Here is a 21,735-nt window from a genome sequence, read left to right as displayed (position 1 = left end):
AATACTACTATATAATTTAAAACTAATACCAATGAAAAATCTAGTAACAATTTTATTGTTGGCCATTTTTATGGGCTGCAATACTAATAAAAAGGAAAAACAAAGTGAAACTGAAATCCAAAAGACTGGAACCGAAGAAAAGCTTAGTTCAAATGCGCCAAATATCCAATCGCCAGAACCTATAATCTATCTCGCAGATAATCTAGACGAAAAAGACAAGTTAGGCTATTGTATTGACACAAAAAATAGAGGCTTTAATGATTCTTTACACGCCCACTCTTGCAAGCCGAATGGCGAAGATGTTTTATTTTACTTTGATGAAGAAACTCAACAAATTTGTTCTGCCACATATCCAGGATTCTGTGCTGCAATGATTGGCGGTCCAAAAATTGGAATGACGATAAGCCTTGTCAAAAGTGACACTCAATCTTCCGAACAGAAATTTATATATGATAAAGAGAGCGGAGAATTCAGGCCAAAAGAAGACATTAATCTTTGTCTTGCGGCTGGAAGTGAAAGTGACGATGCAAGACCTTATATGTCTAGAACTTTATCCCTACAACCAATAGAAAGTACGGACAAGAGTCTGAAAACTTGGGTAATCAAGGGCACAAAACCCAACGCAAACTAAAAGGTTTTAAAGCTAATAGATGTTAGAATCCAATTATACTACGTTTCGTACAAAAAGACCGCAGAAAAGAACTAGAAATTAAGTAATAAGGAATGATAAACGAAACAACAGCCTACGAGAATAAAGCATTTAAAAATGTTGACTATTCTGAAGAGAATTTAAGTAATAAGGAGTATTATAACTGTCAATTTATAGGTTGTAATTTTTCAAAAAGTGACTTGAGAGGAAGTAGTTATGAAGATTGCACTTTTCAGGATTGTAATATTTCACAGACAGAGATAGAAGGTGTTGGTTTTAGAAATTCAGTTTTTATAGCAAGTAAAATCCTTGGAATTGATTTTGCAAGATGTAATAATCTTATGTTTACTTTTAAGTTCGATAATTGCAAAATGGACTATTGTACATTTTTTGGCACGAATTTAAAAAAGACACATTTCATTAAATGTTCCCAGAAAGATGTTGATTTTTCTGAAGCGGATTTATCTTCTTCATTTTTCACAAATTCAGATTTGACAAGAGCGAGATTTTCCAATACGATACTTGAAAAAGCAGATTTTAGGGGTGCAATCAACTTTACTATCGACCCTGAATCTAACAAAATGAAAAAAGCAAAATTTTCTTCATTCCAACTTGAAGGATTGCTTTTTAAGTATTTATTGGATATAGTTTAAAAACTAAAGAACACTAACAGGTATAAAATCATAAAAACGGTATACTACTACTATTGTGAATTACTAGTAACCAATCTCTTAGAATCCACTCAGCATATTCCTCTACATTCCACGCCTGCCTGCCGAAAAAGGCCAGCAACCACTTCATATCGAGATAAGAGCTTAATGTATATTGTGTTACAATTTATCTCGGAAGTGATTCTGCTATATAAGTCCTTCAGAAATTGAGCTACTTCCTTTTACCCCAGCCCGCTTATCAAAGGCAATCAAGTTAAACAGTTCCCGCATCCCGGTTTGGACCTAATTGGCATAACCTTAATCTGTTTTAAAACCAAGTTTGTTATAACTAAAGGTGGTATAAATACTAACAGATAATAATTTCGTACGGTCGTTACATTCAACCACGTGATACCGCTAAACCAGAATCATAAAAAATCTCATCGATAAAATCACCCTTTCTGTATATACAATTTCCCTAGACATCTATTAGGTTTTATTACAACAGGATATCGCTTCATCTTTGAAGTGTAAAATAAATACACTCAAAAAATGAAACATTTTTTCATCCTAATAATACTACTGACTTCTCAGATGCTTTTATCGCAAGAATCTATTTCTGAGCCGTCAAAACTATGGACTTTAGACAATCTTTTTGACTACGCTCTAGAGAATAATATTACAGTTAAGGATGCAGCTTTAAATAAAAATATTGCCGAGGTAGATTATAGCAAGACAAAATCTTCAAGACTGCCAGACCTATTTGGTTCAGCTTCCCAAACATTTTCCAATGGTAATTCCATTGACCCTATTACAAGCGATTTTGTTTCCGACCAGATCTATAGTACCAATGTAAGTCTTAATAGTTCGATGACCTTATTTCAGGGTAATCAAATCAATAATCAAATAGCACAAAATGAATTGCTTCTAAATCAGAGTGCGTTTTTAGAAGAAGAAACGAAGAACAGCATCATTGTAAGCATATTAGAAAATTATTTACAGATTCTATTCGCTAAAGAAGGCATTGCTATTGCCGAAAACAATCTTATAGCTTCAGAAAAAGAAGTAGAAACAGCAAAGGCAAGATTAGATGCAGGTTCCATTGCCTTGAGCGATTATACCGAAGCACAAAGTCAGGCAGCAACCAACCAATATGCGGTTATTGCTGCGAAAAACACCTACCAACAATACATCATAACGTTAAAACAACTCTTAGAGTTAGATCCAACAGAAGATATCGAGATTGAAACGCTAAATGATGAAGTTGACTATGTATATCTAGAGCTCGATAGATTGGATATTTACAACAAAGCCCTAGATATTTTACCAGAAGTAAGTGCCAGTAAAATCGGAGTTGAAGTAAGTGAAAAAGAATTAGACATCGCAAAAGGTGCTTACCTACCATCCTTATCGTTGGTAAGTAGCTTGGGTTCCGGCTATACCAGTATTAATGACAATAATTTCTCAGATCAATTCAATGTCAATTTTAACCAACGAATCGGACTCTCGTTAAGCATTCCAATATTCAACAGGAATCAAACAAAAGTAGCTGTGCAAACCGCACAGATCAATATAGAGAAAGCACAGATTTACGAACAAACGATTGAAAAAGAAGTATATAAAAAAGTGGAGACCGCATATCAAAATGCGACATCTGCTCAAGAACAGTTGAAAGCAGCCGAAGCTTCAAAAGCAGCCGCAGAACAAACCTATAAACTCGCACAGAAAAAGTATGATTTGGGAGGTTTGAGCACTACCGATTTAATTATTAGTCAGAACACCTATACCAACGCACAACAAAATTATTTACAAGCAAAATACCTAAGTATTTTATACCACCAGTTATTACAATTTTATCAAGGTAACGATATTAAACTTTAATCAATAGTACGATGAAAACCAAAAAGAAAATCATAATAGGAAGCACAGTGATAGCAATACTCGCTATTGTGGCGTTCAGTTTTATAAACAGCAATGATGCTGTGATTATTGAAGCAAAAACCGTCGCAGCAAAAAAAGCCAACGTAACCACTATGGTCACGGCAACAGGCACTATGGAGCCCATTACGCAAGTAGAAGTAGGCACACAGGTATCTGGTGTTGTAGAAAAAATACACGTGGATTATAACAGTGTGGTAAAAGAGGGACAGCTGATTGCTGAACTTGATAAAACCAATCTTAGAGCGTCTATGACACAAGCACAAGCAGCATACGACAATGCTGTAAGCCAAAGAAATTACTTGCAAACAATTTATGACAGGCAGAAAACCTTGTTTGATAATCAAGTGATTAGCAGATCGGATTATGACGATGCACTTTACAATCTACAAACAGCAAAAGGTACGGTGACGCAACGTCTTTCAGATTTGCAATCGGCTAGAACCAATTTGGAATATGCAAATATTTATTCACCCATCGATGGTGTTGTGTTATCCAGGGCCATCGACGAAGGGCAAACTGTTGCAGCAAGTTACAGTACGCCAACGTTATTTACCATTGCTCAAGATTTAAAGGAAATGCAGGTTGAAGCAGACGTGGATGAAGCAGATATAGGTAACATCAAAGAAGGACAACGAGTAGAGTTTACCGTAGATGCCTATATAGGTGAAACGTTTAACGGTGAAGTCACGCAAGTACGCTTAGATCCAACGGTGACTTCAAATGTAGTGACATACACGGTAGTAATTAAAGCTAATAATGAGGATTTAAAATTAAAACCAGGTTTAACAGCAACCATTTCAATCTACACATTAGAATTGAATGAAGTATTGACTGCGGAAGCTAAAGCCATCAATTTTAAACCAGAAGCCGAAGCGTTAGCAAATTATAATACACAGCATAAAGTATTGGGTAGCACCTTTAATCCAACGGATACTGGAACAGCACTTTGGGTTCTTGATAATAATGGATCTATTACACCAAGAACCGTGTCGCTCGGCGCTAGTGATGGTGTAAATGTTCAGATTTTGAGTGGTATTAACGAAGGCGAAAAACTGGTCTATAACTTAGAAGGGGTATCTAAATCTGAAGCTAGTAAACCGGGAGGAACTAACGAAAGTCCATTTATGCCAAAGCGCCCAAGAGCTAAGAAAAAATAAGAAAAGTTATGACTAAAGAAATAATTAAAATAGAAGATTTAAAACGTGAATTTACAATGGGTACTGAAACGGTTCACGCTTTAAAGGGCATTTCATTCATAATCAATGAAGGTGAGTTTGTAACCATAATGGGATCTAGCGGATCTGGTAAAAGTACGATGTTAAATATCCTGGGATGTTTAGATCAGCCAACATCGGGAACCTATGATATTGACAATGTTAGCATAAAGGATTTGAGCAGAAATGAATTGGCAGCCATAAGAAATGAAAAGATAGGATTCATATTTCAATCTTATAATTTACTGGCAAGGACATCTGCCATTGAAAACGTAGAACTACCCTTATTATATAACAGTAAAGTAACTTCTGAAGAGCGAAGGGAGCGTGCAATCAAGGCTTTAGAGATGGTTGGTTTAGGTGAACGATTGCATCATACCCCTTCGCAACTTTCAGGAGGTCAACAACAACGTGTTGCTATTGCAAGATCGTTGGTGAACAATCCTGTTATGATTCTCGCAGATGAAGCCACTGGGAATTTGGACACAAGAACTTCCTATGAAATTATGGCACTGTTTCAAGAATTAAACCAGCAAGGCATTACGATCACGTTTGTTACACACGAGCCTGATATTGCAGCATTTAGCAATAGAACCATCATATTAAAAGATGGACTAATTATGCAAGATTATAAAAACCACAAGGTATTATCTGCTTCAGAACAATTAGCAAAATTACCTAAAGAAGAACCTGTATTATGAGACTATTAAATTTATTAAAAATCGCGTTCAAGGCCATCGTTCTTAATAAGACACGCACCTTGCTTACAATGTTAGGTATCATCATTGGTGTGGCTTCGGTAATTGCAATGCTTGCAATAGGTGAAGGTTCTAAAGAAAGTATACGAAGTTCCATTTCAAATATGGGTTCAAATATGATTACCATTAGACCAGGAGCAGATGATAGAGGTCCAGCCAGAGGAAGTGGTGGTGATGTACAAACCCTGACGCTTCAAAATTATGAAGTTTTAAAAGATGAGGCCACCTTATTAAGTTATATAACGCCTGTCGTAAACGGTGGCGGACAAGTGATCAATGGTTCCAACAACTGGCCAAGTACGATGTATGGTGTCAATCCGGACTATTTAAAAATTAAGGTAGTCGATTTACAAAGCGGAAGTATGTTTACAGATGCCGAAGTAAAATCGGCTTCCAAAGTGGCAGTCATTGGACAGACCGTTGTGGATAATGTATTTCCAGATGGTCAGGATCCTGTTGGGCAAATGATTCGTTTTAACAACATTCCATTTAAAGTGATTGGTGTTCTGGAAGAAAAAGGTGAAAATACCTTTGGTCAAGACCAGGACGATGTGGTGATTGCCCCTTACACAACAGTTCAAAAACGTATTTTGGCCATAGATCATCTAAATCAGGTGATGGCTTCTGCCATTAGCGAAGATGATGCAGCTGAAGCCGTAACACAAGTCACAGAAATTTTACGTACGCAACACAAACTTATGGCTACTGAAGATGACGATTTTACCGTACGTTCTATGGAAGAATTAATCTCAACCTTTAGTTCAACGAGTGAAATGCTCACCATTCTTTTGGTTGCCGTTGCAAGTATATCCCTATTAATTGGAGGAATTGGGATTATGAATATAATGTATGTTTCAGTTAAGGAACGTACTAAGGAAATTGGGTTACGAATGGCAGTAGGTGGTAAGGGTGCCGACATTTTGGTACAATTTTTAATAGAAGCTATTTTAATAAGTATTACTGGTGGAATTCTAGGGGTAATCTTGGGGTTAAGTGCCACAGTCTTTATCGAAAAATTCCTGAACTGGCCTACGAGTGTTGCATTCTATTCCATAGTAATATCCTTTGCTGTTTGTGCCATCACGGGAATCTTTTTTGGATGGTATCCAGCAAGAAAGGCATCAGCTTTAGATCCAATAACTGCTTTGAGATATGAATAATCCAAATACTATAAACTCAAAAGAGATGAAAAAAAATATCGACTTAGGACTATTACTATCAAGAATTACAATTGGAGGACTTATGCTGTTTCACGGGGTGGCTAAATTGAGTAATCTGAATGGTATTAAAAGTATGTTGGCAGAAGCAGGATTACCTGAATTGTTTGCCTATGGTGTCTACATTTCAGAATTAATCGCACCTCTATTAATCTTAATAGGTTTTAAAATACGATTAGCATCCTTGGCATTTTTCTTCGGAATGATAGCAGCCCTATTTCTTGCACATTCTGATAATTTATTTGCGCTATCAAAGTCGGGAGGTCTAGAAATTGAACTCATTCTATTGTATGCATTTGGTGGCTTGATGTTCTTTTTTACAGGTGCAGGGAAATATGCAGTTTCAGCGTTTGTTTTCACAAAGCAAGTAAAATAGTAAATGAAAAATTTGATACATAAATTCCATAGCGTAGTTCTCTTCTTAAATCCTAAGAAAGAGGCCATTTCAACGCAGGTGAAAACCAAATCAGAAGGGTATTCACTTAAAGATGATTCTCTATTAAAGCTACTATTTGCTTTTGTAGGACCTGCGGTTTTGGGGTTACTAATCAACGCGCTTTATAATTTCGTTGATCGCATATTTTTTGGTCAATTTGTTGGAGCAGAGGGATTGTCGGCAGTAACCCTGGTATTTCCCGTGACACTTTTTCAATATGGGTTTATACTACTTTTTGGTAGTGGTTCAGGTATTTTAATTGCTCAATATTTGGGTGAAGAAAAAACTGAAAAAGCAGAAGATGCACTGGGGAATGTTATCGCAGGGCTTTTAATAACTATAGTGATTTTCACTATTGCAGGCTGGTTCTTTTACGAACCTTTATTGGTCGCTTTCGGTGCTCAAGGAATGCTTTTGGAGCTATCGGCCGAATATCTTTTAATCCTCATCATTGGGTTTCCCCTTAGTTTTTTCCTCGCCCTGGAATTTACTTGCCGTGCCGAAGGCAACCCTCGTTTACCGGCAAAACTTATTCTGTTGTCTTGTATAATCAACGTTGGTTTAGATTACGTCTTTATGAAAATATTTAATATGGGTACAAGTGGTGCCGCACTGGCAACATTAATAGCCCAATCCACCAATGCCATATTTTTAATGCGATATTACCTAAGCGGTAAAAGTCTTGTAAGAATAGTATGAAAAAAGGTCAAACTCAAAAAACATATCATCCTACCCATTCTTTCGGTCGGTTTTGCCCCTTTTCTTATGGACGTTGCTACTAGCTTTCAAAATGTATTCGCTAATGGCCTGCTACTCGACTCTGGAGGGACTGATGGGGTTGCGGCAATGGGGATAATTTTCGGGTTTAACGTTTTCTTTATGATGTCAGCGCTCGGAACAGGCGATGGGATGCAACCGATTATCAGTTATAATTATGGAGCAAAACGGTACGACCGTGCAGTAAAAACTTTTGAACACGCCTTGAAATTGACAGGCTTGGTCGCTTTGTTTGGAGTGGTAATTCTAGAATCATTCCCCTTGCCAATAATCAGTGTTTTTATTGATAGAAATGAAAACGTCACCACCATCACGAAGGTGGCGATACAGATATTCGCGATATCGATTCCCTTTTATATGGTGCAGATAGTGATGACACGTTACTTTCAAGCACTGCAGAAAAACAAGATTGCATCATTTTTGGCACTATTGCGTCCGGTACTGTTCGTTCCCATTGCCTACCTATTGAATACTATGTATGGCTTGATCGGTATATGGGTAGCCTTTGTGGTCAGTGATAGTTTAGCGGCTTTGATTTCATTACTATTCGTTAAAAACTATTCACTAAAAAAATTAATACTAATTAACCAATAACACAAAAAATCAAGATTATGAAAACTAATAAAGTAAAAACATTAAAGGAACAAACGAATGCTAAAATAGAAATGGGACGAAAAAACAATCCTGATTTTATGAAATGTGTTGATAATATCATTATTAAAGCAAAAAAAATTCAACAAGGAAAAGATGCTATTAAAATTGAAGAAAAAGCGCCTAATTTCGAGTTGCCTAACGCTCAAGGAAAATCAATATCCTTATCAAATGTTCTGGATAATGGTCCCGTTGTTATCACATTTTATAGGGGTAGTTGGTGCCCATATTGCAACTTACAACTTAGAGCCTTGCAAGCCAGATTAAACGAAATCCGTTCACTTGGTGCAACACTAATTGCCATCAGTCCAGAAATACCTGATGGGTCATTGACTGATAATGAAATTAGTAAAATGGAGTTTATTATTTTGTCTGACCAAGATGCAAAAGTTGCTTCACAATATGGTGTTGCCTGGGAAGTTCCAGAATTCTTGATGGAACATATGCGATTAGATCGTAACCTAGATTTAATAAAAATTAATAATGGAAATGGAAATATATTACCGATTCCAGCCACTTTTATTTTGGGAAGTGATGGAATAGTTAAATGGAGTTATGTCAATGTTGATTATAGAACACGCTCAGAGCCGGATGAGATTATTGAGGTTTTGAAAAGTTTGTCTTAGATTTTATTAAAATAAAACTCTAGAAACTTTTAACAGATAACAACTATAATTATGAACATTAGAATTAAAAATAAAAAGACCTGGATTTGTGGACTGTTCATCGGTCTACTATCATTGTCTTGTAATAGCAATAAGAAAGCTGACACGAATGAAGAAATTGCCGAATATGAAGTGTTGAAGCTCGCACCGGAAACAATCGAACTATATAATGAATTTCCGGCAACTATCGAGGGCAAAGAGAACATTGAGATTAGGCCTAAAATTGAAGGTTTTATAGAAGAAGTATTGGTTGACGAAGGCAAGTATGTGGAAAAAGGGCGTTTGCTCTTTGTCTTAAATGCACCACAGTATGAACAAGAGGTGCGAAATACGCAAGCTACCATTAGTAGTGCTGAAGCGGAAGTAAGTTCTGCCCAGTTAGAGGTAGAAAAGGCAAAACCATTGGTTGAGAGAGAAATCATCAGCAGTTTTGAACTCACTTCGGCTGAAAATACGGTTACGGCAAAGAAAGCAGCATTAAAGCAAGCACAAGCCAATTTGGCAAATGCCATAACCAATTACAAATATACTCGTATTTCCGCACCGGTTTCTGGTTTTGTAGGAACACTACCCTACAAATTGGGTAGTTTGGTGAGCAGTTCTACTACCGACCCGTTAACAACAATATCGAATATTAAAAAAGTGTATGCGTATTTTTCTATAAATGAAAAAACACATCTCGAATTTACGCGAAGGAATGAAGGAACTACTCAAAAGGAACGTGAGAACAACCCGCCAGAAGTTTCTTTATTATTAGCTGATTATACATTATTCGACCAAAAAGGTAGCATATAAACCATAAGCGGACAGGTAGATGAAGAGACAGGTTCTTTTAACGTACGTGCTGTTTTTGACAATCCGGATAATCTACTTAGAACTGGCAATAGTGCTACTATACGAATTCCCAGAACCATAGAAAATGCATTGCAGATTCCACAATCCGCCACCTATGAGATTCAAGGAAATGTGTATGCCTACGTGGTCGATAGCCTGTCACAGGCAAAATCCACTAAAATAACGGTAACACCTTCTGTTTCTGGTCAAGCTTATATCGTAAGCGATGGACTAAAGGCAAATGACAAAGTCATTATCGAAGGAATAAATACATTATCTAGTGGAAAAAAATAAAACCTGTTGAAGTAAATGCAGTAGATGTAGAAGCTTTAAAGATTACTACTGAAACTACCACAACAGCTAATTAATCAGACACCATAGGTTATGTTTAAAAAATTTGTAAAAAGACCAGTCCTTTCCGCTGTAATTTCCATTATCATATTGATTTTAGGAGTTATAGGAATCACGACCCTGCCAATGTCCCAATACCCAGACATTGCGCCACCAACGGTACAGATTTCTGCGTCTTACGATAGCGCAAATGCGGAAGCTGTGCTAAACAGTGTAATCATATTCCGTTGGAAGAAGCAATAAACGGTGTAGAAGGGATGACGTATATGACATCGACTGCCAGTAGTGGGTCCGCAAGTATCAGTGTGTATTTTGAATTAGGAACCGATCCTGATATTGCTGCGGTAAATGTTCAGAACAGTGTTTCAAGTGCCACAAATTTATTGCCATCTGAAGTAACTCAATCTGGTGCAACTACTAAAAAGCAACAAAGTAGTAATGTGCTTATTATTGGTATTTAGAGTGAGAATAGCGATTATGATGAAGAATTTAATCAAAATTATGCCAACATCAATATCGTTCCAGTCCTAAAAAGAATCAATGGTGTAGGTAGTGCCACTACTTTTGGGTCTAGAGATTATAGTATGCGTATTTGGCTCAAAGCCAATATTATGGCAAACTATGGTTTGGTTCCTTCAGATATCAGTCTTGCGCTCGCAGATCAGAACCTTGAGGCAGCACCCGGAGAATTAGGGCTACAAGGCGATCAGGCATATCAGTACACCTTAAAGTACAAAGGGAAATTACATAACGTTTCCGAGTTCGAAGATATCATTATAAAAACAACAGAAAGCGGTCGTATTCTTCGATTAAAAGATGTGGCACGTGTTGAGTTAGGCTCACAGTCCTACAGTACCACTACACGAGTGAATGGCAACCCAGGAGTTGGAATTGCTATAGCCCAAACCGCAGGTTCCAATGCCCAAGAAGTGGTTGAAAACGCCATAGCCACTCTGGAAGCAGCCTCTGTTAACTTCCCCGAAGGTATTAAATATGTTGAAATGTTAAATGCCAACGACTTCTTGGATGCCTCAATTACCAAAGTGATTGAGACCCTTATAGAAGCGTTCCTTTTGGTTTTTCTTGTAGTTTTTATTTTTCTTCAGGATTGGCGTTCCACTTTAATTCCTGCAATTTCAGTACCCGTAGCTATTGTAGGAACCTTCTTTTTTCTCAGTTTATTCGGTTTTACTATCAACTTGTTGACCCTTTTCGCCTTGATGCTCGCCATTGGAATTGTGGTAGATGATGCTATTGTGGTGGTAGAAACGGTACACGCCAAATTGGATTCTGGGTACACATCGGCACGGAAGGCGAGTTTGGATGCTATGAGTGAAATCTCTGGAGCCATCATATCGATTACCTTAGTGATGTCGGCAGTATTTGTTCCTGTAACCTTTATTAGTGGATCTTCGGGAGTATTCTATCAGCAATTTGGGATAACACTTGCCATTGCCATTATTTTATCGGCTGTAAATGCATTGACGTTGAGTCCTGCGTTATGTGCACTCTTGTTAAATCCCCATAATGAAGCCCATACCAGAAAAGGATTCATCCAGCGTTTCTATGTGGCGTTTAATACGGGTTTTGAGAAAACAACTTCAAAATATAAAAAATCGGTTTCATTCCTCATTCGTAAAAAGGTAATTGCCACAGGTGTACTTTCCATTTTTATCGGAATATTCATTTACCTGATGAATACAACGGCAACTGGTTTCGTCCCAGACGAGGATCAAGGTGTGATTATGTCCAATATTAGCTTACCAGCAGCGGCATCTTTGGAAAGAACAGCAGAAGTTGTAGAGCAAGTAAAGGAAATAGTTGAGGATATTCCAGAAGTAAGAGCCGTATTCACAAATACAGGTAGTGGATTGATAAGCGGTGCCGGATCTAATTATGCTACAGTGATATTAAGGTTAAAAGATTGGAATGAAAGATCTGGTGAAGGACAAGATGCGCAATCTATCGTAAAAAGATTATTCGGCCAATCGGCACACATTAAAGATGCCAATATCATCTTTTTTGCACCGCCAACTATATCGGGTTTTGGTATCAGTAATGGATTTCAATTGCAGTTACAAGACCAAAGTGGTGGATCGGTGGACGAGCTTTATACGGTGAGTCAGGATTTTGTTTCCGCCTTGAGCAAAAGACCTGAAATACAATATGCATCCACAACGTTAGACCCAACATTCCCTCAATATGAAGTAGTGGTAGATGTTGCTAAAACCAAATTGGCTGGGATTGATGTTGAGGATGTATTAAGTGTTATGCAAGGCTATCTAAGTGGTGTGTATGCTTCCAATTTTAATAAATTTGGAAAGCAGTACCGTGTCATCTATCAAGCTGAACCTAATTTTAGGGCAAATTTGGAAAGTTTAAACGCCATTAAAGTAAAGAACAGCAATGGTATTATGGCACCTATAACGGAATTTGTAACACTTAAAAGGGTTTATGGACCACAAAGTATTACCCGCTTTAACCTATTCACGTCCGCTAGTATAAATGGTGCCCCAAATGATGGCTATAGTTCTGGTGATGCTATTAGCGCTATTGAAGAAGTTGCTGCGGAAACCTTGCCAACAGGGTATGGATACGAATACTCAGGCTTAACCCGGGAAGAGATTTCAGCTGGTAGCCAGACCGTCTATATTTTTGCACTGTGCTTTATTTTCATCTACTTTTTATTGAGCGCCCAATATGAAATTTTCATACTACCATTCTCGGTTTTAATAGCGGTTCCTGCAGGACTTTCAGGTGTGTTGATCTTTGCAAATTTATTCGATATCAGCAACAACATTTACATACAGATCACACTTGTAATGCTCATTGGGTTACTCGCCAAAAACGCCATTTTAATTGTAGAGTTTGCCATACAAAGAAGGCGCGAGGGCGAAACCATTATACAGTCGGCAATAGATGGTGCCATTGCCAGGTTCAGACCCATATTAATGACTTCCTTCGCCTTTATTTTCGGTTTAACCCCTTTATGCGGGAGCTGTAGGTAACAGGGCTATTGGTACGGGTGCAATTGGTGGTATGTTATTGGGAACCATTTTAGGGGTCTTGGTCATTCCGGTTCTATATGTGATTTTCCAGACACTTCAAGAAAAAGTTGTGGGCATTCCAAATGAAGATTGGGGAGAAGATGAAGAAGAACCAATATTGAATAAATAAAAGTATTAATTATGAAATATAGAACTTTAAGATATATAATTCCACTTGTTGCAATGATACTATTGCTTAATTCCTGTGGTGTGGTAAACAAAAAATATGCAACACCAGATGCAGAATTTTCTGAGAGTTATAGGGATACTGCGGTTCAGGATACTACCTCAATAGCAACCTTACATTGGAAAGAAATAATTTCCGATAGTATTTTACAAGGTTTAATTGACCAGGGTTTGCAAAATAATCTTGATTTAAAGGTTGCTATAGAAAATATTAATCAGGCGCAGGCGAGTTTGGTACAGGCAAAATTATCTTTTTTTCCAAGTTTGGAAGGAAGCGCACAGGTAAGCAAATCAAAAACGTCGCAAGCATCCCTGAATTTAGGTAACATAGATGGTATCAATTTAAATACCACTTCATACCTGAGTCAATTAAGTAGTAGTTGGGAGATTGATGTATGGGGTAAATTACGAAGTAACAAACGGTCTGCTTTGGCTTCCTTTTTAAAAACGGAAGCAGCAACGAGGGTTATACAGACGCAACTGATTTCAGATATAGCAGTTTCATACTACAGTTTATTAGCACTTGATGCACAACTGGAAATTACCCAGAAAACGCTTGAAAACCGAATAGGCGATCAAGAAACTATGAAACTTCTCAAAGAATCGGCAGTAGTAGATGGTGCTGCCGTTGTACAGAGCGAGGCAAGTAGATATGAAATAGAAGCCAGTATACCGGATATTGAATTAAGTATCTTACAAGAAGAGAATGCACTTTCTATTTTATTAGGGCGAGCGCCAGGTAACATAGAACGATCTACGATAGAGAATCAAACTACATATCCAGATTTAAAAATTGGAATTCCCTCTTCCCTATTAAGTAATCGTCCAGATATTATAGAAGCAGAAATGGCTTTTAGGGCTGCATTTGAAGACGTGAATTTGGCGAAAACATATTTCTATCCATCGCTTACCATCACAGCCAATGGCGGTCTTTCATCCTTATCGTTATCCGATTTTTTTGATAATTCAGTCTTCTACAATTTAGTTGGCGGATTGACTCAACCCATTTTTGCAAATGGAGAAAATAAAGCTCGGTTAAAAATAAATGAATCGGTACAACAACAAGCTTTTTATGATTATAAAGCAACTTGGTTAAATACCGGAGGAGAAATTTCGAATGCCCTTTTCCTTTACAAAAAAGCTAAAGAAAAGCAAGAGGCGAGGGCAAATCAAATTTCGGCTTTGGAAAAGTCAGTTGAATTTACCGAAGCACTACTAAAATATACCTCTACCACCAATTATACAGATGTGCTTACCACTAAGAACAACCTATTGTCTGCACAATTGGATGGTGTTAGTGACAAACAGCAAGAATTACAAGCCGTAGTCCAGCTTTATCGTGCACTAGGTGGCGGATGGATTAATTAGGCTTCTGCAAAACGAGAAATTATTAAAAAAAATAAACTAAATATTTTATTATGAACAAATTAGGATTAGATCAAGAACAAGTAGAGAAAATGAATTTACATTTGAATGACCTATTAGCGAATTATCAAATATTTTATATGAACGTGAGAGGCTTTCATTGGAATATAAAAGGAGAGAAATTCTTTGAATTACACGTGAAATTTGAAGAACTATATAACGACCTTTTAGTTAAGGTAGATGAATTGGCAGAAAGAATTTTGACACTTGGTGGGCAGCCTATACACGCATATTCCATTTACCTAAAAACCTGTGATATTAAAGAAGCTATAAATTACACCAATGCTGATGATACGGTAAATTCTATTCTTTCGAGTTTTGAATTATTGTTAAAAAAACAACGTGGCTTATTGGAGTTAAGTTCAGCGGCAAATGATGAAGGAACAAGTGCTTTGATGAGTGATTACATCAGAGAACAAGAGAAATTAACGTGGATGTATTCTGCATTTTTGGGATAAAAATGAGCTTACAAGTATTGTATTTATTAAATAGTAATACCTTCTACTATTTGTGCTGTAACTGGAATTTTTTTTAAGATGGGATCTTTTGAGAAAGACCTCGACTTTAGATCCAATAACCGCACGGGTGGTACGAGTAAAAATTGTATAATTAAAAAATAAATTATGATTTTAAAAAGGAGAAATAAAGTTTTAGTTATCCTATTCCTAGGTGGTTTTTTTGTTGCCTGCAAGGACAATAAACAAATAAACAGAAGTGATGATAAAAAAGAAACAGTCGAGACATTTCAGAATAAAGGACACGAATTGGTCTATAAAATGGTACAGAAGGTAGGGGGTTACAAGAGCCTTTCCCAGAAAAATAATGTGCAGTATACGTACACGTATGAAACGCCAGATGGAAAAAAAGACGTTTCGACAGAGAGGTACATTTTTAATGGAGAGCTGTCCTATGGAAATTATAAAATACACGAGAGAACCCTACCACAACTGGAAGGGACTATAGAGCAAGGCTATGACGGTAAGGAATTTTGGTTAAGGCACAATGGAGAAGCCTTAGCAAACGAAGACTTTTTAAAAAGGGTAAAATTTAATCGTCCAACAAACTTTTACTGGTTTACAATGATGCCTAAGTTATTAGACCCAGGTGTAATTTATGAGCATCTTGGCGAAAAAACGATAGACAATCAACTCTACGACATAGTGAAGATAACGTTTAAAAATGAAGGGAATACCCCTACGGATATCTACCAAATTTTTATCAACCAAAAAACAGAATTAGTAGACCAGTTTTTATTTACGGTAGCAGATTTTGGCGTGATGGAAACGCCTAATTTAATGCTAATGGACTATGAAAACATTGATGGAATACTACTACCCACGAAACGTAAATACAAAAAATCTTCTTGGGATGCGAAGGTAACAGATACACCGTGGATAAAAGTAACTTGGTCTGATATCATTTTTGATACAGAAATCACAAAAGAAAATTTTAAAAAGAAATAATAAAATAGGAAATAAATATTGCAATATCATTAAAATCGCAACTGGATGATAAGAAAGCCAGTTTTGACTTAAAAGCAGATGAAAAAATAAAAATTATCTACAAAGCAGGAATACAAGCTGTTAAGGATAGTAAGATAACCAGTAGTGCTAAACAGGTAGGTGATAAAGCACCAAATTTCACCTTAAAGAATGCATCAGGAAAACCAATAACCCTTTATGATTATTTAAAAAAAGGCAAAGTTGTTCTTACTTGGTATCGAGGTGGTTGGTGTCCATATTGTAATATGACACTAAGACAATTACAACAGGAATTACCCAATTTTAAGGCTAACGGAGCAAATTTAATTGCCTTAACACCAGAGATCCCTGACAATTCTATGAGCACTCTAGAAAAGAACAATCTCAAGTTTGAGGTATTAAGTGATATTGGGAACAAAATTGCAGATGATTATGGTGTTACCTTTCAACTTACTGACGAAGTAGCTGAGATTTATAATGAATCTTTTGATTTAAATAGTTACAATGGAGATACCTCTAACGAGCTTCCTTTAGCGGCAACCTATGTAATTAATGAAAACGGAGAAATAATTTATGCCTTCTTAGATGCAGATTACCGCAACAGGGCTGAACCTTCAGAGATTACAGAATTTCTTAAGAGCTCAAATTTAAATTAGTGTAGTTAAGCAGATGGTAAAGATTAAATCTATTAAAAGGCACTTTAAGTCTTCAACCTATCTATTCTACGAACTAAAAGAGATAAATAATTTTACCTTTAACTTTTAAAATTGATTTTAAGTAATGCACAAAAATAAAACAATAACAATCCTCTCGCACGGATTGGTGTGGCTAGTACTCTTCAGTATGCCTTACCTGTTGTCTTATGGCCAACAGACAGATATTAATAGGTATATAGCACATTTCTGGATTCCTTTAGTATTCTCATCTGTAATATTTTACAGTAATTATTTTGTGTTTACTGACCGATATTTATTTGCTAATAAGACAGTAAAATTCATAGTGATTAATATTTTGATTATCATAGGATTTGTTCTTGCAAAAGAACTTATTGAAGATACATTTTTTCAAAATCTCGGAAATAGGCGACTTTCAAACGGAAATGAAAGTGGCCCACCACTTCCGATGTCTATTTATATACAACTGCTGAAATATATAGCGCCATTGCTTTTTGCTATAGCCATAAAAACGACAAAACGCTGGGCAAAAAATGAGGCAGCACAAAAGGAAGCTGCAAACATTAAATTACAATCCGAGCTGCAACATTTACATTACCAGTTGCAACCGCATTTCTTTTTTAATTCGTTAAATAACATTTATTCATTGGTAGATATTTCGCCAGATCAGGCAAAAACATCCATTCACGGCTTAAGTAAGCTGATGCGCTATATGCTATATGAAACAAATGTTGAATTGGTGCCACTTTCAAAAGAAATCGAATTTATGAAAAAGTACATCGACTTAATGAAGTTAAGACTTTCGGATAAAACTATTGTGCATTACAATTTTCCGAACAAGGAAACAGACATTAAAATAGCACCATTATTATTTATATCATTAATAGAGAATGCATTTAAGCACGGTGTTTCGGCAACTAAGGAGAGTGAAATATGTATCGAAATGTCTGTGGATGGGGGAACAGTAAATTTTACTACAAAAAACGGTAATTTCCCAAAGAAGACAGATGATAAAAGCGGGTCAGGAATAGGAATCCCTAACATCAAAAAGCGTTTAGATTTACTGTACCCTAATAAAAACAGCTTCCATACTGAAGTAGAAAATAACCTTTTCACTACCCAACTAACAATTGAAACTACCTAAGGATGAGTAATATAAAAATTTCGTGTGTTATTGTAGATGATGAGCCTATGGCGCTTAATTTAGTGGAAAGTTATGTGGAGAAAACACCGTTTTTGGAACTTAAAAAGAAATGCAGTAGTGCCATTGAGGCGATGGAGTTTATTAAAAACGAGCCTGTTGATTTATTATTTTTAGACATACAAATGCCCGATTTAACAGGTATTGAATTTTCCAAAATGGTACCAAAAGATACACGTGTAATTTTCACGACAGCCTTTGACCAATATGCATTGGAAGGTTTCAAAGTTGAAGCCTTGGATTATCTATTAAAACCATTTGATTACGCTGAATTTTTAGCGGCAGCTAACAAAGCGAACACCTGGTTTGAGCTAGTGAAAGGAAAAAAACAAACCATCGTTTCCGAAGAAAAGGAATTTCTGTTTGTAAAATCAGAATACAAGCAACTACGCATTAAACTAGCTGATGTTCTTTATTTTGAAAGCCTGAAGGACTATATAAAGATTTGGTTGAAAGACAATCCAAAACCTGTTTTAACCTTATTGAGTTTAAAATCTTTAGAAGAAGAACTGCCGGACAACCAATTTATGCGAGTCCATCGTTCTTTTATTGTATCCTTAAAAAATGTGGAAACTATCGAACGCAGTCAGATCATAATCAATAAGCAACGTATTACAGTTTCAGAGCAGTACAAAGCTAAATTTTTAGACTTCATAAATAACAATTCGCTTTAGCCTTAATTAAGCATATTTTCTTAATCTAGAATCTTCATTTCTATACAATCTACTAGTTTGTAGATACAAATTAGGCAACTGTCTATTTTCATTTTTTCACGAGACCATTACCAATATCTTTAAACTATTGAAAGACCAATAGGTCAATTTGTAAAAAGAAAAGATGTCTAATTTAAAATCTAATAAGATGAAAACATTTATAAAAGCATACGTTTTACCATCATTGTTTTTGGTGGCACTTACTACCCAAGTTTCGGCACAAGCAAAACGTACCAACTCAAAAGAGAGATAGTACTACCAAGCGGAAGTACCTAAAGAAGCTGCAAGCGACATTGGCTAAAAGTCCACTAAATGTTAAAGCGCAAAAGATCAAGGACAACCACCGTATTTGCCCAAAATGTAAAAAAGGCACTTTGCAAATCATCGCTTACTTTGGGGTACGAGGTCCGCCAAAGCGCTGGTTAGAAAAACTAAAGACTACATAGATTTTAAAAAAATCCCATAATAGGGACGGGACAAGTATTGTCCAAATTTAAAGGAAATAGCTCAAAATCAGATTAAACCCCATATAAAACTTATAATCGATGCCAATAGATTCGTTTTTCAATAGTCAAAGCGTATTTTCAAACCTTGAAATTTGTGAAAAACGAGGTTGTACTTTCTAGAATTGAAGATTACCACACATCACTTTCCCCATAAATCCACCACCGGGTTAGTCAACATCGCATTCATCTCTGGCCTATCGGCAAGACGAATGCTTTATGTGTTACAAAACGTTTTATTGAATTTTTATATTTCTTTGGTCAATTCTAATATCCTATTCTTTTTAATTCAGATTTTATTTCGCTCGGAGTTTTAAATTTAGCACTTAATTTTTCTCCTTCCCTTTGACCGTCAAAACTAGTACCAAAGTGTTTACTTATTTCTTGTAAATAAATTAGCTTAGATTCCTGATTTACTTTTCTATAAAAACGTGTTTCATAAATAGTCCCTTCAGTTGTATTTTTTAATGACTGTTTCCACGAAGAAATAACAACCAAATCTTTAGTCTTACTTTTTTGAGAATCAGCAAAAAAAATAGATTTGATAATAGCTTGATTACCTTCGGGATTGTATGTGTCTATTTTAATTTTGTTATAATTTATCTTATCCACAGAAAATAGCATATAACCTTCTACAGAAATATAATCCTCATACTCATCTTCTTTAGGAACATCTATAAAAACTATTATTGTAGACTTTCCATCTAGCCAATTATTTGATTCTATTATTTGATGATTAAGTGAATAATTAGTGTTATTCCCATAGATTTTGTTTTTAAATTTTTCTACGAAACTCGTTAAGTTTTCATTTTTATTACGAATTATGAAACTATTTTTTTGAGAGGGTTTTTCTGTTATATTTAAATCAATAGAACTATTTGATTTATCAACACTATTTTTTTGCTTACTGTTGCATCCAATAGTTAGGAAATAAATTAAAAAGTATATTATATTTTTTGTTAGCATTTTATTTAATTTTTAAACATTTTTTTAATTCAAAAACTTTTTTTGTTGTTAAAAAAGCATTTTTTCTTTCCCCATATGACTCTGTAGCTTGATTAATTTTTTTTGTAACTGCATCTACATTTTCAGATTTTATACCTTTAGCAGCTTCTAGGTAACATTTTTTTTCATACCAATCAGCTAAACCAGCAAAAACAACTTGTTTGGCCGTAAAGTCATCACTACCACCAGATAAATTAATGCCAGAATTAGGTATTTTTTTATCGATAATTTTTTGTGAATTTGTGTAATTAGTTCTTCCTGTAATTTGTAATAATCCTCGACCTCTAAATTTCCAACCATCCCCATCATTAACATTACCTAATTTAAATCTCTTAGTTCTGTTTGCATCATCATAAGCTATATTCGCAATAGCTTTTTGATTAGCCTTTTGTGATGACGGTATTTCTATTTTTTGCTTTATTATAATTTCTTTTTTAGTTGACTTGTCTATCTTTTTTATCTCTTTTTCATAAGTATAGGGGCCTCTCCCTATTTCATAAGCCTTTTTAGTTAACTCTGAATTTTTCTTAAAACAAGAAAATGGATAACCAGAAATTAACCTTTCAATTGAATAGTTTAAGCTTTCCCCTTTGAATGCACCTTTTAAATTAGAAAAACTTTCAACATATGCTTGTGCAAAAAAATGAGCTCTTTTAGCACAGGTTTCTAATTGGAAAATTTCATAGAGTTTTTTCGATTCTCCGTTTTCATCTTTATATGATTTATTTAATTCTGATAGGATGTCATTTTTTCTGCCCTCAGAAGCATCATTAAAAACACCTGATATGTGTTCAATCCTTAAATCACTATTGCATCCACAACCTTTTTTTAATTGAAACCAATTTCCATCACTATCTAGCCATAGATTTTTGATAGCTTCGCCACGTATTTCGCCACCTTCGCTATCACCGTGGTAGTTGATATTTATTTCTTCTTGTCCAGGAACGGTATGTCCTTCTACTAGTAAGTATAAAGGTATTTTTTTGTCTTTTCCTTCTAAAGCTTTTTGCCAAGCTTCTTTTTTGGTCTTATCGTTATGGTCTATTTGTAATTTGTAGATCGCTGTTTCGGCATAGTCATCTACATTCATATAATGCTTTTCGCACAGCGCACCTACTTTTACCTCGCCTTTGGTACCATAATTACCTTTTTCATCTTTGAAGGTAACCAGTGCATCTTTTTCCTCAATACCTTTTTCCTTACCTTGTTTTATATTAAAATACAAACTATAGCCTTGGAAACCTTCGGTTTCTACTACTAGGTACAATTCACTATTCAAAGTGCCTTCGTTTACTTTTTCAAAAGTTATTTTTTTGTTGGTCTCGGTAGTGGCTACTGTATTTGGAAGTGTTATTAA

At 35.7% G+C, this 21,735-nt stretch carries 19 protein-coding genes and 3 pseudogenes; 20 read left to right on the top strand and 2 right to left on the bottom strand.

Annotated features, from left to right (window positions below):
* From GMC_RS20485 to GMC_RS0103355, 20 genes and pseudogenes are all read left to right on the top strand, one after another.
* The coding region (locus GMC_RS20485) for a ricin-type beta-trefoil lectin domain protein (RefSeq protein WP_010520822.1) at window positions 1-631 on the top strand (631 nt) is incomplete at its 5' end.
* Between the two features lie 92 nt (window positions 632-723).
* Window positions 724-1,302 carry a pentapeptide repeat-containing protein gene (locus tag GMC_RS0103435; RefSeq protein ID WP_010520821.1) on the top strand — a complete coding sequence of 193 codons (579 nt, stop codon included), beginning with the start codon at window positions 724-726 and terminating at the stop codon, window positions 1,300-1,302.
* 549 nt (window positions 1,303-1,851) lie between these two features.
* Complete coding sequence (locus GMC_RS0103430; protein WP_010520820.1) at window positions 1,852-3,180, top strand: TolC family protein; 1,329 nt, start codon at window positions 1,852-1,854, stop codon at window positions 3,178-3,180.
* 11 nt (window positions 3,181-3,191) lie between these two features.
* On the top strand, window positions 3,192-4,397 hold the full coding sequence (locus GMC_RS0103425) for an efflux RND transporter periplasmic adaptor subunit (protein ID WP_010520819.1): 1,206 nt from the start codon (window positions 3,192-3,194) through the stop codon (window positions 4,395-4,397).
* A gap of 8 nt (window positions 4,398-4,405) precedes the next feature.
* Window positions 4,406-5,155 (top strand): ABC transporter ATP-binding protein, encoded by a 750-nt coding sequence (locus GMC_RS0103420; RefSeq protein ID WP_010520818.1) that lies wholly within the window; start codon window positions 4,406-4,408, stop codon window positions 5,153-5,155.
* Complete coding sequence (locus GMC_RS0103415) at window positions 5,152-6,372, top strand: ABC transporter permease (RefSeq protein WP_010520817.1); 1,221 nt, start codon at window positions 5,152-5,154, stop codon at window positions 6,370-6,372. Before GMC_RS0103420 ends, GMC_RS0103415 begins: the two co-directional genes overlap by 4 nt.
* Window positions 6,373-6,397: 25 nt before the next feature.
* Window positions 6,398-6,805 (top strand): DoxX family protein, encoded by a 408-nt coding sequence (locus GMC_RS0103410; protein ID WP_029489580.1) that lies wholly within the window; start codon window positions 6,398-6,400, stop codon window positions 6,803-6,805.
* 3 nt (window positions 6,806-6,808) lie between these two features.
* Window positions 6,809-7,564 (top strand): MATE family efflux transporter, encoded by a 756-nt coding sequence (locus GMC_RS0103405; RefSeq protein WP_010520815.1) that lies wholly within the window; start codon window positions 6,809-6,811, stop codon window positions 7,562-7,564.
* Between the two features lie 66 nt (window positions 7,565-7,630).
* Complete coding sequence (locus tag GMC_RS0103400) at window positions 7,631-8,236, top strand: MATE family efflux transporter (protein WP_010520814.1); 606 nt, start codon at window positions 7,631-7,633, stop codon at window positions 8,234-8,236.
* A 17-nt stretch (window positions 8,237-8,253) separates the two neighbouring features.
* The gene (locus tag GMC_RS0103395; protein WP_010520813.1) at window positions 8,254-8,919 is read left to right on the top strand and encodes a peroxiredoxin-like family protein; all 666 of its coding nucleotides are present in this window, start codon (window positions 8,254-8,256) and stop codon (window positions 8,917-8,919) included.
* A 114-nt stretch (window positions 8,920-9,033) separates the two neighbouring features.
* A complete protein-coding gene (locus GMC_RS21905) occupies window positions 9,034-9,753 on the top strand; it encodes an efflux RND transporter periplasmic adaptor subunit (RefSeq protein WP_202945883.1) in 720 nt (239 codons plus the stop codon).
* Window positions 9,754-9,756: 3 nt separating this feature from the next.
* Window positions 9,757-9,849 (top strand): annotated as a pseudogene (locus tag GMC_RS23395) (hypothetical protein); the annotation flags it as partial.
* A gap of 33 nt (window positions 9,850-9,882) precedes the next feature.
* Window positions 9,883-10,086: a permuted SH3 domain-containing protein gene (locus GMC_RS21900; RefSeq protein WP_010520811.1), complete on the top strand. Its 204-nt coding sequence runs from the start codon at window positions 9,883-9,885 to the stop codon at window positions 10,084-10,086.
* Window positions 10,087-10,176: 90 nt separating this feature from the next.
* A pseudogene (locus GMC_RS18935) lies at window positions 10,177-13,320 on the top strand (efflux RND transporter permease subunit).
* Between the two features lie 11 nt (window positions 13,321-13,331).
* Entirely contained in the window at window positions 13,332-14,744 is a 1,413-nt protein-coding gene (locus tag GMC_RS0103380; RefSeq protein WP_010520808.1) for an efflux transporter outer membrane subunit, read from the top strand.
* Between the two features lie 50 nt (window positions 14,745-14,794).
* The gene (locus GMC_RS0103375; protein WP_010520807.1) at window positions 14,795-15,259 is read left to right on the top strand and encodes a Dps family protein; all 465 of its coding nucleotides are present in this window, start codon (window positions 14,795-14,797) and stop codon (window positions 15,257-15,259) included.
* A gap of 165 nt (window positions 15,260-15,424) precedes the next feature.
* Window positions 15,425-16,264, top strand: coding sequence for a DUF6503 family protein (locus tag GMC_RS0103370; RefSeq protein WP_010520806.1), 840 nt, complete (start codon window positions 15,425-15,427; stop codon window positions 16,262-16,264).
* 11 nt (window positions 16,265-16,275) lie between these two features.
* Window positions 16,276-16,938, top strand: a complete 663-nt coding sequence (locus tag GMC_RS18930) for a peroxiredoxin-like family protein (RefSeq protein WP_202945884.1) — start codon at window positions 16,276-16,278, stop codon at window positions 16,936-16,938.
* A 343-nt stretch (window positions 16,939-17,281) separates the two neighbouring features.
* Window positions 17,282-18,100 carry a sensor histidine kinase gene (locus tag GMC_RS0103360; RefSeq protein WP_238527910.1) on the top strand — a complete coding sequence of 273 codons (819 nt, stop codon included), beginning with the start codon at window positions 17,282-17,284 and terminating at the stop codon, window positions 18,098-18,100.
* A gap of 2 nt (window positions 18,101-18,102) precedes the next feature.
* On the top strand, window positions 18,103-18,831 hold the full coding sequence (locus GMC_RS0103355; protein WP_010520803.1) for a LytR/AlgR family response regulator transcription factor: 729 nt from the start codon (window positions 18,103-18,105) through the stop codon (window positions 18,829-18,831).
* A gap of 809 nt (window positions 18,832-19,640) precedes the next feature.
* Here the strand turns inward: GMC_RS0103355 and GMC_RS0103345 are convergent.
* Together GMC_RS0103345 and GMC_RS22075 are read right to left on the bottom strand one after the other, a co-directional pair.
* Window positions 19,641-20,339: a hypothetical protein gene (locus GMC_RS0103345; protein WP_010520802.1), complete on the bottom strand. Its 699-nt coding sequence runs from the start codon at window positions 20,337-20,339 to the stop codon at window positions 19,641-19,643.
* 1 nt (window position 20,340) lies between these two features.
* A pseudogene (locus tag GMC_RS22075) lies at window positions 20,341-21,735 on the bottom strand (hypothetical protein); the annotation flags it as partial.

The organism is Aquimarina agarivorans (genome assembly GCF_000218485.1).
In the GTDB taxonomy this organism is placed as follows: Bacteria; Bacteroidota; Bacteroidia; order Flavobacteriales; family Flavobacteriaceae; genus Aquimarina; species Aquimarina agarivorans.
Note: the sequence above shows the minus strand (reverse complement) of the source record. Positions and strands in the feature narration are given on the sequence as shown.

Bases quoted from the DNA above. Each gene is read 5' to 3' on its own strand.
- GMC_RS0103420 (WP_010520818.1), top strand. From the start codon at position 4,406: ATGACTAAAGAAATAATTAAAATAGAAGATTTAAAACGTGAATTTACA.
- GMC_RS0103380 (WP_010520808.1), top strand. From the start codon at position 13,332: ATGAAATATAGAACTTTAAGATATATAATTCCACTTGTTGCAATGATA.
- GMC_RS0103400 (WP_010520814.1), top strand. From the start codon at position 7,631: ATGGACGTTGCTACTAGCTTTCAAAATGTATTCGCTAATGGCCTGCTA.
- GMC_RS0103405 (WP_010520815.1), top strand. From the start codon at position 6,809: ATGAAAAATTTGATACATAAATTCCATAGCGTAGTTCTCTTCTTAAAT.
- GMC_RS0103395 (WP_010520813.1), top strand. From the start codon at position 8,254: ATGAAAACTAATAAAGTAAAAACATTAAAGGAACAAACGAATGCTAAA.
- GMC_RS0103410 (WP_029489580.1), top strand. From the start codon at position 6,398: ATGAAAAAAAATATCGACTTAGGACTATTACTATCAAGAATTACAATT.
- GMC_RS0103430 (WP_010520820.1), top strand. From the start codon at position 1,852: ATGAAACATTTTTTCATCCTAATAATACTACTGACTTCTCAGATGCTT.
- GMC_RS0103415 (WP_010520817.1), top strand. From the start codon at position 5,152: ATGAGACTATTAAATTTATTAAAAATCGCGTTCAAGGCCATCGTTCTT.
- GMC_RS0103435 (WP_010520821.1), top strand. From the start codon at position 724: ATGATAAACGAAACAACAGCCTACGAGAATAAAGCATTTAAAAATGTT.
- GMC_RS0103370 (WP_010520806.1), top strand. From the start codon at position 15,425: ATGATTTTAAAAAGGAGAAATAAAGTTTTAGTTATCCTATTCCTAGGT.
- GMC_RS0103345 (WP_010520802.1), bottom strand. From the start codon at position 20,339: ATGCTAACAAAAAATATAATATACTTTTTAATTTATTTCCTAACTATT.
- GMC_RS0103355 (WP_010520803.1), top strand. From the start codon at position 18,103: ATGAGTAATATAAAAATTTCGTGTGTTATTGTAGATGATGAGCCTATG.
- GMC_RS0103375 (WP_010520807.1), top strand. From the start codon at position 14,795: ATGAACAAATTAGGATTAGATCAAGAACAAGTAGAGAAAATGAATTTA.
- GMC_RS0103425 (WP_010520819.1), top strand. From the start codon at position 3,192: ATGAAAACCAAAAAGAAAATCATAATAGGAAGCACAGTGATAGCAATA.